Source organism: Enterobacter sp. JS8-1, from assembly GCF_049187015.1.
Lineage (GTDB): Bacteria > Pseudomonadota > Gammaproteobacteria > Enterobacterales > Enterobacteriaceae > Enterobacter > Enterobacter mori.
Genome location: NZ_CP185805.1, coordinates 3833419 through 3850606, shown reverse-complemented (window position 1 = coordinate 3850606; position 17188 = coordinate 3833419). Strand labels below are relative to the sequence as shown.

Sequence of the window (17188 nt, the reverse complement as noted above, 5' to 3'; positions counted from 1 at the left end):
CGCAATGTATTAATGATGTAGCCGTGATAAAGAGGTAGCACCTTGTTTAAAGCGTTTGTTTTGTTTTTCGCCCTCTGGGTACCCGTCACTCAGGCAGACTCCGGTTGGCAACCCGTTCAGGAAACTATTCGTAAAAGCGAAAAAGATACCCGCCAATATCAGGCTATTCGTCTTGATAACGGCATGACCGTACTGCTGGTTTCCGATCCGCAGGCGGTGAAATCCCTTTCGGCATTAGTGGTGCCGGTTGGATCGCTGGAAGATCCTGAGGCTCATCCTGGGCTTGCACACTATCTGGAACATATGACCCTGATGGGGTCAAAAAAATACCCGCAGCCAGATAGCCTGTCCGAATTTCTGAAAATGCATGGCGGCAGCCACAATGCTAGCACGGCACCGTACCGCACGGCTTTTTATCTTGAAGTCGAAAATGATGCGCTGGAAGGCGCAGTCGATCGCCTTGCAGATTCCATCGCCGCCCCCTTGCTGGATAAAAAGTATGCCGATCGTGAACGCAATGCGGTGAATGCCGAGCTGACCATGGCCCGCACGCGAGACGGTATGCGCATGGCCCAGGTCAGCGCTGAAACCATCAACCCTGCGCACCCGGGGTCGCGTTTCTCCGGCGGTAACCTGGAGACGTTAAGCGACAAACCGAACAGCCCGGTGCTTGATGCCCTGCACGCGTTCCGCGATAAATACTACTCCGCCAACCTGATGAAAGCGGTCATCTACAGCAATAAACCGTTGCCAGAACTGGCAGGCATGGCGGCTAAAACGTTTGGCCGGGTGCCGAATAAAAATATCGACCGGCCGCAGATAGACGTCCCGGTGGTCACGGACGCGCAAAAAGGGATCGTTATCCACTACGTGCCGGCGCTGCCGCGCAAAGTGCTGCGCGTGGAATTCCGCATCGATAACAACACCGCACAGTTTCGCAGTAAAACCGATGAGCTCGTGACCTACCTGATAGGGAACCGTAGCCCGGGTACGCTTTCTGACTGGCTGCAAAAACAGGGGCTGGTGGAAGGTATTCGTGCCGATTCCGATCCGGTTGTGAACGGCAATAGCGGCGTGCTGGCGATCTCCGCCACCCTGACCGACAAAGGGCTGGCAAACCGTGATGAAGTGGTAGCAGCGATTTTCAGCTACCTCTCTTTACTGCGCGAGAAAGGCGTCGATAAGCGCTACTTTGATGAACTCGCCCACGTGCTGGATCTCGATTTCCGGTACCCGTCCATTACCCGCGACATGGATTACGTTGAGTGGCTGGCGGACACCATGATCCGCGTGCCGGTGGAACACACCCTTGATGCGGTCAATATTGCCGACCGGTATGACGCCGAGGCGGTAAAAGCCCGCCTGGCGATGATGACGCCGGAGAATGCCCGCATCTGGTACATTAGCCCGAACGAACCGCATAACAAGACGGCATATTTTGTCGATGCCCCCTATCAGGTGGATAAAATAAGCGCGCAGACCTTCGCCGACTGGCAGAAGAAGGCCGGAGAGATTGCGTTAAAGCTGCCGGAGCTGAACCCTTATATTCCGGATGACTTCTCGCTGACCAAAACGACTAAAGATTACCCTCATCCGGCGCTTATCATTGATGAGCCGACGCTGCGCGTGGTGTATACCCCCAGCCGCTATTTCGCAAGCGAGCCAAAAGCCGATGTCAGCGTGGTGCTGCGTAACCCGAAAGCGATGAATAGCGCTAAAAATCAGGTGATGTTCGCGCTCAATGACTATCTCGCCGGGATTGCGCTCGATCAGCTTAGCAACCAGGCGGCCGTGGGCGGCATCAGTTTCTCCACCAACGCCAACAACGGTTTGATGCTCAATGCAAACGGCTATACCCAGCGTTTGCCTCAGCTGTTCCAGGCACTGCTGGAAGGGTATTTCAGCTACACGCCGACGGAAGAGCAGCTTGAGCAGGCCAAATCGTGGTATGCGCAGATGATGGATTCTGCGGAGAAGGGCAAAGCTTACGATCTGGCGCTTATGCCAGCGCAAATGCTTTCGCAAGTTCCTTATTTCCAGCGAGAAGACCGCCGCGCGCTGTTGCCTTCGATCACCTTAAAAGACGTGCTGGCTTACCGTGACGGGCTGAAAACCAACACGCGTCCGGAGTTCCTGATCGTCGGCAACATGAGTGAGGATCAGGCCAAAACGCTGGCGCAAAATGTCCGTACACAGTTGGGTTCAAAAGGTGACGAGTGGTGTCGCAATCAGGACGTGCTGGTTGAGAAAAAGCAGAATGTGATTTTCGAAAAAGCGGGTAGCAGCACCGATTCCGCGCTGGCCGCCGTGTTTGTTCCGACCGGGTATGATGAGTTTGCCAGCTCTGCGCAGAGTGCTGTTCTCGGACAAATCATCCAGCCATGGTTCTACAACCAGTTGCGTACCGAAGAGCAGCTTGGCTATGCGGTCTTCGCCTTTTCCATGAACGTGGGCCGTCAGTGGGGTCTTGGCTTCCTGCTGCAAAGCAGTGATAAACAGCCTGCCTACCTCTGGCAGCGCTATCAGGCTTTCTTCCCGCAGGCGGAAGCAAAACTGCGCGCCATGAAGCCAGACGAGTTTGCCCAGATCCAGCAGGCGGTTATCGCGCAGGTGATGCAGGCACCGCAAACGCTGGGTGAGGAAGCTTCTCAACTGAGCAAAGATTTTGATCGGGGTAATCTGAAGTTTGATTCGCGTGATAAAGTAGTGGCCGAAATAAAACAGCTGACGCCTCAGAAGGTTGCCGACTTCTTCCATCAGGCGGTGATTAAACCGCAGGGGATCGCCATTCTGTCTCAGGTTTCCGGCAGCCAAAATGGCAAAACGGATTACGTAAACCCGAAAGGCTGGAAAATCTGGAAGAGCGTCACTGCGCTGCAGCAATCAATGCCCTGGAGTAAGAAAGAATGACCGATACCGCTGAGTCCCTTGATCCCTTACGTTTACCTCTACAGGGTGAACGATTGATTGAAGCCTCAGCGGGAACGGGAAAAACCTACACTATCGCCGCGCTCTATCTGCGTCTGCTCTTAGGGCTTGGCGGTACTGCCGCTTTTCCACGTCCGTTAAGCGTGGAGGAGCTGCTGGTGGTGACCTTCACCGAAGCAGCTACCGCCGAGCTGCGTGGCCGTATCCGTGCCAATATTCACGAGCTGCGCATCGCTTGCCTGCGACAGAGCACCGATAACCCGCTTTACGCCAGTCTTCTGGAAGAGATTGCCGACAAGCAGCAGGCCGCACAATGGCTGCTTCTGGCCGAGCGGCAGATGGATGAAGCGTCCGTCTTCACCATTCACGGTTTTTGCCAGCGCATGCTGAGCCTGAATGCGTTTGAGTCCGGCATGCTGTTTGAACAGCAGCTCATTGAAGACGAGTCTGAGCTTCGCTATCAGGCCTGTGCAGATTTCTGGCGTCGCCACTGCTACCCCCTGCAGCGTGACATCGCCGAAGCGGTGCATGCGTTGTGGAAAGGCCCTGAAGAGCTTTTGCGTGCTATCGATCGCTATCTCCAGGGAGAAGCGCCCGTCATCAAATCACCGCCGCCAGCGGACGAAACGCTCGCATCACGCCATGAAAAGATCGTCACGCAAATTGCGACCTTGAAGCAAAAGTGGAATGCGTCCGTCGGTGAAATTGCCTCGATCCTCGAAAACTCCGGTATTGACAGGAAAAAATTTAACCGCGGCAATCAGGGCAAATGGATCGACAAGATCAGCACCTGGGCACAGGAAGAGACGCGAGGCTATCAGCTTCCGGATGCTCTGGAAAAGTTCTCCCAGCGTTTTTTGACCGAGCGGACGAAAGCCGATGGCATCGTGCCAGAGCATCCTCTTTTTGTTGCCATCGAGAGTCTACTGGCTGAGCCGTTAACGCTTAACGACTTAATGATTACCCGCGCCATGACGGAAATCCGTGAAGCCGTGGCGCGTGAAAAACGCCGTCGGGGTGAGCTGGGCTTTGACGATATGCTAAGCCGTCTGGACGCCGCGCTGTGCAGTGAAAATGGCGAAGCGCTCGCTGCGGCAATCCGCACGCGTTTTCCGGTGGCGATGATCGATGAGTTTCAGGATACGGACCCCCAGCAGTACCGTATTTTCCGCCGTATCTGGCGTCAGCAGCCCGACACCGCGCTGCTGTTGATCGGTGACCCGAAGCAGGCGATTTACGCCTTCCGTGGTGCCGACATTTTTACCTACATGAAGGCCCGTAGCGAAGTTGCAGCCCATTACACCTTAGAGACTAACTGGCGATCCGCTCCGGGTATGGTGGAAAGCGTCAACACGCTCTTTAAGCAGATGGACGCGGCGTTTATGTTCCGTGAAATTCCTTTCCTGCCGGTCAAGTTTGCTGAAAAAAATGCCTCGTTGCGCTTTGAGTTCAATGGCGTGATTCAGCCAGCCATGAACCTTTGGCTACTCGATGGTGAAGGCTGTGGCGTTGGGGATTATCAAAGTGCGATGGCGCAGCACTGCGCCGCACAGATCCGCGACTGGCTGAGTGCCGGAGCGCATGGTGAAGCCGTGTTATGGCGAGGGGAGCAGGCGAACCCCGTCAAGGCATCCGATATTACGGTGCTGGTGCGCAGTCGCCATGAGGCGGCGCTGGTCCGCGATGCGCTGACCTTGCTCAACATCCCGTCCGTCTATCTCTCGAATCGCGACAGCGTCTTTGAAACTCTGGAAGCTCAGGAGATACTATGGCTGCTGCAGGCCGTGTTGGCCCCCGAGCGTGAAAGCACGCTTCGCAGCGCCCTGGCCAGCGCAATAATGGGGTTGAATGCCCGTGATATTGACGCGCTAAACAACGACGAGGAAGCCTGGGATAATGTCGTTGAAGAGTTTGCCCACTACCGTGAACGCTGGCAAAAACGCGGCGTAATGGCCATGCTGCGCGAGCTGATGGCGAAGCGTCAGATTGCGGAGAATATGCTCGCCACGGCAGGCGGCGAGCGCCGCCTGACCGATATTCTGCATATCAGCGAGCTGTTGCAGGAAGCGGGAACGCAGCTCGAAAGCGAGCATGCGCTGGTGCGCTGGCTGTCACAGCAGATTGCCGATCCGAACAGCAATTCATCCAGTCAGCAGATGCGCCTCGAAAGCGATAAGCATCTGGTGCAGATCGTCACCATTCACAAGTCGAAAGGTCTTGAGTATCCGCTGGTCTGGCTCCCGTTTATCGCCAACTATCGCGTGCAGGACCAGGCCTTCTACCATGACCGTGAATCATTTGAAGCCGTGCTCGATCTCAGTAAAGCGGAATCCAGCGTTGAGCTGGCGGAGGCTGAACGTCTGGCAGAGGATTTACGCCTGCTCTACGTGGCGCTGACCCGCTCGATCTGGCACTGCAGTCTGGGTATTGCGCCGCTGTTCCGTCGCCGTGGTGAGAAGTCAGGAGAGACCGATTTCCACTTAAGCGCGCTGGGACGTCTTATTCAGCTCGGAGAGCCAAAAGATGCGGCTGGCCTGCGCCAGTGCATCGAGGCGCTGTGTGGTGACCATATTGCTCTGCATATTCCCTCATCGCCGGATAACAGCCGCTGGCAGATGCCGGAGCAGCCTGTTGCCGATCTGAATGCCCGGCAAATCCAGCGAACTCTCGCTGACGACTGGCGCGTAACCAGTTACTCCGGTTTACAGCAGCATGGGCAGAGTATTGCGCTGGATCTGATGCCGAAGCTTGATGTGGATGCCGCCGGAGTGGGAGACGTACTCCCTGAGTCTGCCCTGACCCCGCATCAGTTCCCACGCGGCGCGTCACCCGGCACCTTTTTACACAGCCTGTTTGAAGAACTGGATTTCACCCAGCCGGTTTCTACGGAGTGGGTGCTGAAAATGCTCCAGAGCGGCGGCTTTGACGAGAAATGGCAGCCCGTCCTCACCGACTGGGTCACTGCGATTTTACAGGCACCGCTCACGCAGCAGGGGATTTCGCTCAGCCAGTTGACCGCTAAAGACAAACAGGTGGAAATGGAGTTTTATCTTCCTATCGCCAGCCCGCTTAAAGCCGATGCGCTTGATGCGTTGCTCCGTGAGTACGATCCGCTTTCCGCTGGCTGCCCGCCCTTGAATTTCCGCCAGGTACAGGGGATGTTAAAAGGTTTTATCGACCTGGTTTTCCGCCACGAAGGGCGTTACTACCTGCTGGATTACAAATCGAACTGGCTGGGGGACAGCAGCGACGCCTACACGCAAGACGCGATGGCATCAGCCATGCAGCAGCATCGCTACGATTTGCAGTATCAGCTTTATACGCTGGCTCTGCATCGCTATCTGCGCCACCGCATTGCCGATTACCGTTATGAAGATCATTTCGGCGGCGTTATTTATCTCTTCCTGCGCGGGGTGGACGCTACGGATCCCAACTCCGGCATTTTCAGCACACGCCCGGACGCGGCATTGATAGAAAAGATGGATGAGTTGTTTGCCACAACCACGGAGGAGATGGCATGACGATGCAGGAACTATTGCTGGAAGCCGTGGAACAACGCGTGCTGCGCCCCCTTGACGTTCAGTTCGCCATGATGGTGGCGGGCGAGGAGCCGGAGGTGATGCTCGCTGCCGCTCTCCTCAGCAAAGACGCGGGAGAAGGGCACGTTTGCCTGCCGCTTTCGCGTCTGGTGCCAGATGAACAAATGCCTGCGGCATTGCAGTCCTGTTTCGTTCTGCTGGGGAAATCGGTGGACTGGCAGGCTGTATTACTCCGCTCTCCCGCCGTCAGCGGGGCCGAAACGCAAACGCCGATGATCCTGACCGGCGAGCGTTTATACCTTAACCGCCTGTGGCGCAACGAGCTGACGGTGGCGCGCTTTTTCAGCGAAACGAATGCCCCGCTTCCGTGTGATGAAGCGCAGCTTCGACAAACGCTGGATGGCCTGTTTAGCTCGGGTGAGGCCATCGACTGGCAAAAAGTGGCGGCGGCCGTGGCCTTAACGCGGCGGATTTCGGTGATTTCTGGCGGCCCGGGCACGGGGAAAACCACTACGGTGGCAAAACTCCTCGCGGCGCTGATTCAGCTATCTGGCGAGCAGAAATGCCGTATCCGGCTGGCCGCACCTACCGGTAAAGCCGCGGCTCGACTCACGGAGTCGTTGGGTGGGGCGCTGCAAAAACTGCCGCTAACCGAGGCGCAGCTTGCACTTTTCCCCAATGAGGCCAGCACCTTACACCGTCTGCTTGGCGCACAGCCGGGCAGCCAGCGGCTGCGATATCATGCCGGCAACCCGCTGCATCTGGACGTGCTGGTGGTGGATGAAGCCTCAATGATCGACCTGACGATGATGTCGCGGCTGATTGATGCGCTGCCGCCTCACGCGCGGGTTATTTTCCTTGGCGATCGCGATCAGCTTGCCTCTGTAGAAGCCGGGGCGGTGCTGGGGGACATTTGCACCTACGCCAGTTTTGGCTATACCGCTGCGCGTGCTCAGGAGCTGGTACGCCTGACCGGCTGCGGGCTCGAACCCAATAACTCCCCGGTAGCGGGGGCGCTGCGCGACAGCCTGTGCCTGCTGCAAAAAAGTTACCGTTTCGGCAGCGACTCCGGCATCGGCCAGTTGGCTGCTGCGGTAAACCGCGGCGATCGGCACAGCACGCGCGGGGTGTTTGACGGCACCTTTACCGACATCGAGAAAAAATCGCTGCAAAGCAGTGAAGAGTATCAGGCGATGCTGGATGACGCGCTGGAGGGATATCAGTACTTCCTGACCTGTGTACAACAGCAGAATACGCCGGAGCAGGTCATTGCCGCGTTCGGTGAATATCAGCTCCTGTGTGCGCTGAGGGAGGGGCCGTTTGGCGTCAGTGGGCTAAACGACAGGCTGGAACAGCTACTGGCGCAGAAGCGTAAAATCAACCGTTTGCCGCATTCGCGCTGGTATGAGGGGCGACCGGTAATGATCTCCCGTAATGACAGCGCGCTGGGCTTGTTTAACGGGGATATCGGAATTGCGCTCGATCGCGGTCAGGGGCTGCGCGTCTGGTTCATGATGCCGGAGGGAAGCGTGAAGTCCGTACAGCCAAGCCGTCTGCCCGAGCATGATACGGCGTGGGCGATGACGGTACACAAATCCCAGGGCTCTGAGTTTAATCATGCGGCGCTGATCCTGCCTACGCAGCTGTCACCCGTCATCACCCGAGAGCTGATTTACACCGCCATTACCCGCGCGCGCCAGCGGCTGTCGCTCTATACCGATGAACGCGTTCTGGTACAGGCCATTGCCGCGCGAACGGAACGTCGAAGCGGCTTAAGTGCGATATTCGAGACCCTCTAAGTAAAACGCCCTCACCGGACGGTGAGGGCGCTGTATTATCCCAGGTCAGCCATCAGCACTTTTGAACGACGCTGATAGTTGTACATCTCTTTCTTACTTTCCGGCAGTGAATCAATGTCGACCGGCGTAAAGCCGCGTTCCTGGAACCAGTGAATGCTGCGGGTCGTCAGAACAAACAGCTTGCTGAGCCCAATCTGCCGCGCCTGAGCTGCCACACGCTCCAGCAGCATCTCGCCGCGGGAAGAGCTGCGGTAGTCAGGATGCACGGCAACGCAGGCCATTTCGCCGATCTTCTCCTCCGGGAACGGATAGAGCGCGGCACAGGCGATGGTCAGGTTATCGCGCTGGATGATGGTGAATTTGTCGATCTCCATCTCCAGCTGCTCGCGTGAGCGGCGAACCAGAATTCCCTGCTGTTCCAGCGGACGGATCAGTTCCAGAATGCCGCCAATATCGTTGATGGTCGCGCGGCGGATCTGCTCGGCGCTCTCCATCACAATCTGCGTACCGATACCGTCGCGGGAGAACAGCTCTTGCAGCAGCGCACCGTCTTCCTGATAGCTGATCAGGTGGCTACGGCGCACGCCGCTGCGGCAGGCTTTCACTGCTCCGCGCAGAAAGCGCACGGTGCCGGAGTGGTAATCTCCCGCTTCTTCGAGCGCTTCAACGCGCGCCTGCGCTTCGTTGGGGAATAGTTCAGGCACAATCATCCCTTCATCGTTTTCGACACCTTGCGAGGAACAAAACCCAATCATTTTTTCCGCTTTCAGCTTGATAGCAAGCTGGGTGGCAATCTCTTCAGACGTCAGGTTAAAACTTTCGCCCGTTACAGAAACCGCGACCGGACCCATCAGCACGATGGCACCGCTGTCCAGCTGGCGGTGAATAGCCTCTTCATCGATACGACGAATACGACCGCTGTGGCAATAATCCACGCCGTCGTCCACGCCAAGCGGCTGAGCGATGATGAAGTTGCCGCTCACGACGTTAATATGCGCGCCCTGCAGCGGCGTATTGTTCAGGCTCATCGACAGGCGGGCGGTAATGTCCAGCTGCAGCAGACCCGCAGCCTGTTTCACCAGTTCAAGCGTTTTCGCATCCGTCACGCGGGTATGTTTGTGATAAATAGGCTCATGCTGATGAGAGGCCAGATTGGCATCGATCTGCGGGCGTGCGCCATACACAACAACCAGGCGGATGCCGAGGCTGTGCAGAAGACCTATATCATTGACGATACTGGAAAAATTTTCATGCTCAATGGCTTCGCCGCCGAGCATGATGACGAACGTTTTCCCCCGATGGGCGTTGATATAGGGAACAGAATGACGGAATCCCTGGACCAGTTCGGTTCTACGTTCCTTCACCATGGCACAACCCTTAATGAATGTTTATTCGTAATTTCTGTATTTTTATTCGATTATGGCCGCGTGTGCAAGCCTAAATTTTCCGCGACACACAGAAAAGAATAAGTAATCCGTGCGTTAACGTATGATTGTTTACCCTTTTATAGATGACAGTTTATGCGTCATTCGTTAAAGTTTTCGGTCAATCTGGACATTTTGTATATCAGTTCGTTTTCTTGCTCGGGAGAAGCATGTCGGGATCCAATTCAGCAATAAGCCGCCGCCGTTTGTTAAAAGGGGCCGGGGCAATGTGGTTGCTTAGCGTCAGTCAGGTCGGTCTTGCTGCCACAAGCCAGGTGGTGGCGGTGCGCGTCTGGCCGTCGTCGACCTATACGCGCGTGACGGTCGAATCCAATCGCGTGCTGAAATATAAGCAATTTGCCCTCAGCAATCCTGAACGTGTGGTCGTGGATCTCGAAGGTGTAAACCTCAATTCCGTGCTTAAGGGGATGGCGGCGCAGATCCGCGGTGACGATCCTTTTATCAAGTCAGCGCGCGTTGGCCAGTTTGATCCGCAGACGGTTCGTATGGTGTTTGAACTGAAGCAGAACGTGAAACCGCAGTTGTTTGCGCTTGCGCCGGTAGCAACGTTTAAAGAGCGTCTGGTGATGGATCTTTATCCTGCCAACGCAACGGACATCCAGGATCCGCTTCTGGCGCTTCTGGAGGATTACAACAAAGGCGATCTCGAACGTCAGGTTCCGCCCGCGCAAAGCGGCCCACAGCCGGGTAAAGCAGGGCGCGATCGTCCTATTGTGATCATGCTCGATCCCGGCCACGGCGGGGAAGACTCCGGTGCCGTCGGGAAATATCACACCCGTGAAAAAGATGTGGTGCTGCAGATCGCCCGTCGCCTGAAGGCATTGATTGATAAAGAAGGCAATATGCGCGCCTACATGACGCGTAATGAGGATGTCTTTATTCCGCTAAAAGTTCGCGTGGCAAAAGCGCAGAAGCAGCGCGCGGATCTGTTCGTCTCCATCCATGCGGATGCCTTTACCAGTCGCCAACCGAGTGGTTCATCGGTTTTTGCACTCTCGACCAAAGGGGCGACCAGTACTGCGGCAAGATACCTGGCGGATACGCAGAACGCCTCGGACTTAATTGGTGGCGTGGGCAAGAGCGGCGACCGCTACGTCGATCACACCATGTTCGATATGGTGCAATCATTAACCATCACCGACAGCCTGAAATTTGGCAAAGCGGTGCTGGGCAAGCTGGGCAATATCAATAAGCTGCATAAAAACAGCGTCGAGCAGGCCGGGTTTGCGGTACTGAAAGCGCCGGATATTCCGTCCATCCTGGTCGAAACCGCGTTTATCAGTAACGTGGAAGAGGAGCGCAAGCTGAAGACCGCTAAGTTCCAGCAGGAAGTGGCGGAGTCGATTCTGGCAGGGATACGGGCGTATTTCTCAGACGGGGCGACGCTGGCGCGACGTGGTTAGCGCTGTAAGCCGGGTTATCGCCCGGCAGTTTCACAAACTGCAGATACAAAAAAACACCCTTAAGGGTGTTTATTGTTTTTAGACGTGTTGGTTGCGGGGGCCGGATTTGAACCGACGACCTTCGGGTTATGAGCCCGACGAGCTACCAGGCTGCTCCACCCCGCGTCCGTCTTTCTACAGTCGTAGAAACTTACTTCTTCAAATTTGATTGGTTGCGGGGGCCGGATTTGAACCGACGACCTTCGGGTTATGAGCCCGACGAGCTACCAGGCTGCTCCACCCCGCGTCCGTCTTTTTGCTTCGTATTTCAAACCACATCTGCGTTGACTTTCCTCGTTCACCTCAGTCACTTACTTGAGTAAGTTCCTAAGGATTCACTGCGTCGTCGCCTTGCTGTGATTCGAACTACTTCGCAAAAATTTCTACTGTCGTAGAAGATACTTCATCAAATTTTAATTGGTTGCGGGGGCCGGATTTGAACCGACGACCTTCGGGTTATGAGCCCGACGAGCTACCAGGCTGCTCCACCCCGCGTCCGTGGATGCGCACTATACTCGGATAGGTTTGTGATGCAACCCCTTTTTCACATAAATCATGATTTTGTATGTAAATTGAACGACATGGCTTGGTTTGGACTATTTTTTGCGCAAAATTTGCCAAAGGGCATGTGATTGCATTTCATTAGCCCTGGCGGTTTGTTATCTTCATCACGCGGATAAGGGCAACTTAAAGACGAGATATAATGAAAGGACGTTGGGCGAAGTATCTGATGACGGGCGCAATGGTAGCGATTCTTGCGGCCTGTTCTTCCAAACCGACCGATCGCGGTCAACAATATAAAGACGGGAAGTTATCCCAGCCTTTCTCTTTAGTTAATCAGCCTGATGCGGTCGGCGCACCGATCAATGCCGGAGATTTCTCCGAACAGGTCTACCAGATCCGCAATGCGTCACCGCGTCTGTATGGCTCACAGAATAATGTCTATAGCGCGGTACAGGACTGGCTGCGTGCGGGCGGTGATACGCGCAATATGCGCCAGTTTGGTATTGATGCCTGGCAGATGGAAGGGGCGGATAATTACGGCAACGTTCAGTTCACCGGGTATTACACGCCAGTGATTCAGGCGAGACACACCCGCCAGGGCGAGTTCCAGTATCCTATCTACCGTATGCCACCAAAGCGCGGCCGCTTGCCGTCTCGTGCTGAGATCTACTCCGGTGCGCTGAGCGAAAATTACATCCTGGCCTACAGCAACTCGCTGATGGATAACTTCATCATGGATGTTCAGGGCAGCGGGTACATTGATTTCGGTGATGGTTCGCCACTTAACTTCTTCAGCTATTCCGGTAAAAACGGTCATGCCTATCGCAGCATCGGTAAGGTGCTGATCGACCGTGGCGAAGTAAAGAAAGAAGATATGTCGATGCAGGCGATCCGCGAGTGGGGCGAAAAACACAGCGAAGCCGAAGTGCGTGAGCTGCTGGAGCAGAACCCGTCGTTCGTCTTCTTCAAACCGCAAAACTTCGCGCCGGTGAAAGGGGCGAGTGCGGTACCGTTGATTGGTCGCGCATCGGTCGCCTCGGATCGGTCGATTATTCCTGCGGGCACCACGCTGCTTGCTGAGGTTCCTCTGCTGGACAACAACGGCAAATTTAACGGCAAGTATGAGTTACGCCTGATGGTGGCGCTGGACGTCGGCGGCGCAATCAAAGGCCAGCACTTCGACATCTATCAGGGTATTGGCCCTGACGCAGGCCATCGTGCGGGCTGGTATAACCACTACGGACGCGTATGGGTGCTGAAGGCGGCACCGGGTGTCGGAAACGTATTCAGCGGCTGATTGTGGTATTCTGAGCGCAATACGGATTACTGTTCAGGGTGAGGAAAACCTCACCCTTTTTACATCTGAGGTTTTATGTCTGTGGTAATCAGCGACGCCTGGCGCCAGCGTTTTGGCGGTACGGCACGTTTATATGGTGAAAAAGCCCTCCAGCTGTTTGCGGATGCGCATGTCTGCGTCGTGGGCATTGGTGGTGTAGGGTCGTGGGCGGCAGAAGCGCTGGCGAGAACCGGTATTGGCGCAATCACGCTGATTGACATGGATGACGTTTGCGTGACCAACACCAACCGTCAAATTCACGCCCTGCGTGATAACGTCGGCCTGGCGAAGTCTGAGGTGATGGCGGAGCGTATTCGTCTCATCAACCCCGAGTGCCGCGTGACGGTGATCGACGACTTTGTGACGGCAGATAACGTCGCGGAGTACATGAGCAAAGGCTACAGCTATGTGATTGACGCCATCGACAGCGTGCGGCCAAAAGCGGCGCTGATCGCATACTGCCGTCGCTACAAGGTGCCGCTGGTCACGACGGGCGGGGCGGGCGGTCAAATCGATCCGACGCAGATCCAGGTGGCCGATCTGGCGAAAACGATCCAGGATCCGCTGGCCGCGAAGCTTCGCGAACGCCTGAAAAGCGACTTCAACGTGGTGAAGAACAGCAAAGGCAAGCTGGGTGTTGACTGTGTGTTCTCAACTGAAGCGCTGGTTTATCCCCAGGCAGATGGGTCTGTCTGTGCGATGAAGAGTACGGCGGAAGGGCCAAAACGAATGGATTGCGCCTCCGGCTTTGGTGCGGCCACCATGGTGACCGCCTCCTTTGGCTTTGTGGCGGTCTCTCACGCCCTGAAGAAGATGATGGCGAAGGCGGAACGTCAGGCCTGAGCCTGACGCGCTGCGTCCTGTACCGCGTCGCTGAGCGCGATCAACCCCTGACCGCGCGAGGCGCTGAGCTGCGCGCGCAGCCCAAGCTCATCAAACAACGCCAGCGGCGAATGTGCCAGCAATTCCGCCGCGTTTTTCCCTTCCACTGCGGTTAACAGCACCGCCAGCAGCCCTCTGACGATACGGCCTTCGCTGTCGCCAAAGAAGTGCAGTTTCTCGCCGGAGAGGCTATACCCCAGCCAGACGCGGTTTTCACAGCCTGCAATCTCTTTCGCCTGCGCTTTGAGATCGTCTGAAAGCGCAGGAAGCTGTTTACCCAGCAGGATCAACTGACGATATTTATCTTCCCACTGTGTAAGCGGGGCGAAGGTCTGTTTTAAGGTCTCTTCTGTGATGACCGTGCCGAACGGATGCCCGGCTAAAGCAGCGCTAGTCATTAATCCACCAGTAATTCAAGGGCGCGGTCAACGGCGGCAACCAGCGCGTCAACATCGCTTTGTGTGTTGTAAGGCGCGAAGGAAGCTCGTAGCGTACCGCTAACGCCAAGCGCCGTCAGCAGCGGCTGGGCGCAGTGCTGTCCGGCGCGCAGGGCGATGCCATATTCCGCCAGCAGTGTGACCATATCACTGTGATGCACGCCTGCAAAATCAAAGGCGAGCAGGCTGGAATCCTGCACGCGGAACGAGCGGAAACCGGGGCGTTTTTTAAGCTCTTCTTCTGCAAGCGTAGCCAGACCCCGGCTCCAGCTTTCAGCCTGAGCCACGTCCGTTTCTTCCAGCCACTCAAGCGCCGCGCTTAAGCCAATCACGCCCGCCACGTTCGGCGTACCGGCTTCCAGACGGTAAGGCACCTCCTGGGTTTTAAAGCCGTCGAAGGTGACTTCGGCGATCATCTTTCCGCCGCCGAGCCACGGCGTCATCTGCGCCAGCAGTTCAGGCTTGCCGTACAAGGCCCCGATGCCGGTTGGCCCGTACAACTTGTGTCCTGAAAAGGCATAGAAATCAATATCCAGCGTTTGCACATCCGCCGGAAAATGCACCACGCCCTGCGCACCGTCGACCATCACCACCATATTGCTGGCATGGGCGATCGCAATGGCTTTAGCCAGATCTGGACAGCCACCGGTAACGTTAGACATCTGCCCCAGCGCCAGAATCCGGCTGCGGGGGGTGGTAAGCTCTGGTAAACGCGCCACGTCCGGTAGTAAATCCGCACCCAGCGGGAGCTTCACAATGCGCGCGCCCGTTTGCTCTGCCACCATCAGCCACGGCACCAGGTTGGCATGATGTTCAGCCTCGCTGACGATGATTTCATCGCCCGGTTGAAGCCGAGGACGTGCGTAGCACTGGGCCACCATATTGATGGACTCGGTGGTGCCGCGCGTCCAGACAATATTTTTCCCGCTTTCGGCATTAATCAGCCGTGCGACCCGATCGCGAGCGGCCTCATAGCGCGCAGTAAGATGCTGCGCTTCAGCATACTGGCTGCGATGCACATTGCCGGCACTCAGGCTGTAGAATTGCTGCGTTGCTTCAATGACCGCCTGAGGCTTCAGGGCCGTGGCAGCGCTATCAAGGTAAATACCGGCATCGGCCAGCGCCGGAAACTGTGCGCGAAAGTGCGCAGGACTGAAAGCGTTCATGGAATTCCTCGTGTCGATAAAGAGATCGTCGCGCAATTTCATCGGCAGGGCAAGGAGGTTGGTATCTATAAGATTTGTCTGCATATCCTGGCGACCTCGGAAAAGCAGGTTATGCTAAATAGTGTTAGGTGGATGTTTTAGCCTGTTATAAATCGAGGTTTGAATAGCATTAATTGCTAAAGGAGAATAATCATGAAAAAGACAGCCGCAATCATCTCAGCCTGTGTGTTTACTTTTGCCCTGAGCGCCTGTTCCGGTAATAACTACGTGATGCATACCAACGATGGTCGATCTATCGTTTCCGAAGGGAAACCGTCTACCGATAATGATACTGGGATGATTTCGTACAAAGATGCAAACGGGAACAAACAGCAAATCAATCGCAGTGATGTGAAAGAGATGAAAGAAATCGAGCATTAACAGCGAGATAAGCGAAAAAAAAGCACCGCAAGTTGGCGGTGCTACATTAATCACTATGGACAGACAGGGTAAATGTACAGGAAGTGAAAAATTGGTAGCGTTGCTACCGTGGTCTGAATCGCAGACCAATTGCAAACACAACAACACAACATCACAACCGTAAGCCAAAAGCCCTTCAGAACACGCATTCCAAAAAACTTTTCGTTCCGGCTCAGGAAGTGCCGCCACTATAGGTATTTGCTGGTAGTTCCTCAACGGACAAATTATAATGGCTCAGATAAAAAAAACTAATAGGTTAAACGTTGTTTCCTATATGTTAAATCTTGTTAACATCTAAGCCAGATAACCATGTCGAAGCGATTGCCACCTCTTAATGCATTACGTGTTTTTGATGCAGCAGCACGTCACCTGAGTTTCACCCGCGCAGCAGATGAGCTTTTTGTGACTCAGGCCGCAGTAAGTCATCAAATCAAGTCCCTGGAGGATTTTCTGGGGCTTAAGCTGTTCCGTCGACGCAACCGTTCCTTGCTTCTGACTGAAGAAGGCCAGAGCTATTTTCAGGATATTAAAGAGATTTTTTCCCAACTGACGGAAGCCACGCGGAAACTGCAGGCCAGGAGTGCCAAAGGCGCGCTGACGGTCAGTTTATTGCCCAGTTTTGCCATTCAGTGGCTGGTGCCAAGACTCTCAAGCTTTAACTCAGCTTATCCGGGAATCGACGTCCGAATCCAGGCCGTGGATCGTCAGGAAGATAAACTGGCTGACGATGTGGATGTCGCTATTTTTTATGGCCGCGGCAACTGGCCGGGCTTGCGTGTTGAAAAATTATACGCAGAATATCTGCTGCCTGTTTGTTCGCCGCTGCTGCTGACAGGCGACAAGGCGCTGAAAACGCCCGCTGATTTGGCGCAACATACGCTTTTGCATGATGCTTCTCGCCGTGACTGGCAAACTTATACCCGCCAATTAGGTCTTAACCATATAAATGTGCAGCAGGGACCCATTTTTAGCCACAGCGCGATGGTGTTACAGGCTGCTATTCACGGGCAGGGCGTCGCGTTGGCGAACAACGTGATGGCACAGTCCGAAATTGAGGCTGGCCGTCTGGTCTGCCCGTTTAATGATGTTCTGGTCAGCAAGAATGCGTTTTATCTGGTTTGTCATGACAGTCAGGCAGAACTGGGTAAAATAGCCGCCTTCCGACAGTGGATCCTGTCTAAAGCGGCAAACGAGCAAGAAAAATTCCGCTTCAGGTATGAACAATAACTTTTGTGTGCTGTGCACGCATCA

11 protein-coding genes and 3 tRNA genes are annotated in these 17188 nt (G+C 55.3%); 8 read left to right on the top strand and 6 right to left on the bottom strand.

Annotated elements, in window-relative coordinates; translation table 11 throughout:
• Positions 1 to 42: 42 nt before the first annotated feature.
• The 3 genes from ptrA to recD are packed head-to-tail and all read left to right on the top strand — an operon-like array spanning position 43 to position 8266.
• Positions 43 to 2910, top strand: coding sequence for a pitrilysin (ptrA, locus tag ACOQH0_RS18280; RefSeq protein WP_407586459.1), 2868 nt, complete (start codon positions 43 to 45; stop codon positions 2908 to 2910).
• Entirely contained in the window at positions 2907 to 6449 is a 3543-nt protein-coding gene (gene recB / locus ACOQH0_RS18275; protein ID WP_421510946.1) for an exodeoxyribonuclease V subunit beta, read from the top strand. Before ptrA ends, recB begins: the two co-directional genes overlap by 4 nt.
• Positions 6446 to 8266: an exodeoxyribonuclease V subunit alpha gene (gene recD / locus ACOQH0_RS18270; protein ID WP_421510945.1), complete on the top strand. Its 1821-nt coding sequence runs from the start codon at positions 6446 to 6448 to the stop codon at positions 8264 to 8266. Before recB ends, recD begins: the two co-directional genes overlap by 4 nt.
• A 35-nt stretch (positions 8267 to 8301) precedes the next feature.
• Here recD and argA read toward each other — a convergent pair whose 3' ends face one another.
• Positions 8302 to 9633 (bottom strand): amino-acid N-acetyltransferase, encoded by a 1332-nt coding sequence (gene argA, locus ACOQH0_RS18265; protein WP_010435120.1) that lies wholly within the window; start codon positions 9631 to 9633, stop codon positions 8302 to 8304.
• A gap of 227 nt (positions 9634 to 9860) precedes the next feature.
• Between argA and amiC the strand changes: the two genes are divergently transcribed.
• The gene (gene amiC, locus ACOQH0_RS18260) at positions 9861 to 11114 is read left to right on the top strand and encodes an N-acetylmuramoyl-L-alanine amidase AmiC (protein WP_089601161.1); all 1254 of its coding nucleotides are present in this window, start codon (positions 9861 to 9863) and stop codon (positions 11112 to 11114) included.
• 88 nt (positions 11115 to 11202) lie between these two features.
• Here amiC and ACOQH0_RS18255 read toward each other — a convergent pair.
• From ACOQH0_RS18255 to ACOQH0_RS18245, 3 genes are all read right to left on the bottom strand, one after another.
• Positions 11203 to 11279, bottom strand: a tRNA-Met gene (locus tag ACOQH0_RS18255).
• A 44-nt stretch (positions 11280 to 11323) separates the two neighbouring features.
• Positions 11324 to 11400, bottom strand: a tRNA-Met gene (locus ACOQH0_RS18250).
• A gap of 171 nt (positions 11401 to 11571) precedes the next feature.
• Positions 11572 to 11648: transfer RNA gene (locus ACOQH0_RS18245), tRNA-Met, on the bottom strand.
• Between the two features lie 208 nt (positions 11649 to 11856).
• On the opposite strand from ACOQH0_RS18245, the gene mltA reads away from it, so the two are divergent.
• Together mltA and tcdA are read left to right on the top strand one after the other, a co-directional pair.
• Positions 11857 to 12954, top strand: a complete 1098-nt coding sequence (gene mltA / locus ACOQH0_RS18240; RefSeq protein ID WP_421510944.1) for a murein transglycosylase A — start codon at positions 11857 to 11859, stop codon at positions 12952 to 12954.
• Positions 12955 to 13029: 75 nt separating this feature from the next.
• Positions 13030 to 13836 carry a tRNA cyclic N6-threonylcarbamoyladenosine(37) synthase TcdA gene (gene tcdA / locus ACOQH0_RS18235; protein WP_006811804.1) on the top strand — a complete coding sequence of 269 codons (807 nt, stop codon included), beginning with the start codon at positions 13030 to 13032 and terminating at the stop codon, positions 13834 to 13836.
• Here tcdA and csdE read toward each other — a convergent pair.
• Both csdE and csdA read right to left on the bottom strand, forming a co-directional pair.
• Positions 13827 to 14273 (bottom strand): cysteine desulfurase sulfur acceptor subunit CsdE, encoded by a 447-nt coding sequence (csdE, locus tag ACOQH0_RS18230; protein ID WP_100166317.1) that lies wholly within the window; start codon positions 14271 to 14273, stop codon positions 13827 to 13829. The genes tcdA and csdE overlap by 10 nt on opposite strands.
• Entirely contained in the window at positions 14273 to 15478 is a 1206-nt protein-coding gene (gene csdA, locus ACOQH0_RS18225) for a cysteine desulfurase CsdA (RefSeq protein ID WP_325828084.1), read from the bottom strand. Before csdA ends, csdE begins: the two co-directional genes overlap by 1 nt.
• A gap of 192 nt (positions 15479 to 15670) precedes the next feature.
• Here csdA and ACOQH0_RS18220 point away from each other — a divergent pair, with 192 nt between their 5' ends.
• Positions 15671 to 15898: a YgdI/YgdR family lipoprotein gene (locus tag ACOQH0_RS18220; RefSeq protein WP_010435104.1), complete on the top strand. Its 228-nt coding sequence runs from the start codon at positions 15671 to 15673 to the stop codon at positions 15896 to 15898.
• A gap of 348 nt (positions 15899 to 16246) precedes the next feature.
• Complete coding sequence (gene gcvA / locus ACOQH0_RS18215; protein WP_010435102.1) at positions 16247 to 17164, top strand: glycine cleavage system transcriptional regulator GcvA; 918 nt, start codon at positions 16247 to 16249, stop codon at positions 17162 to 17164.
• The last annotated feature ends 24 nt before the right edge of the window (positions 17165 to 17188 follow it).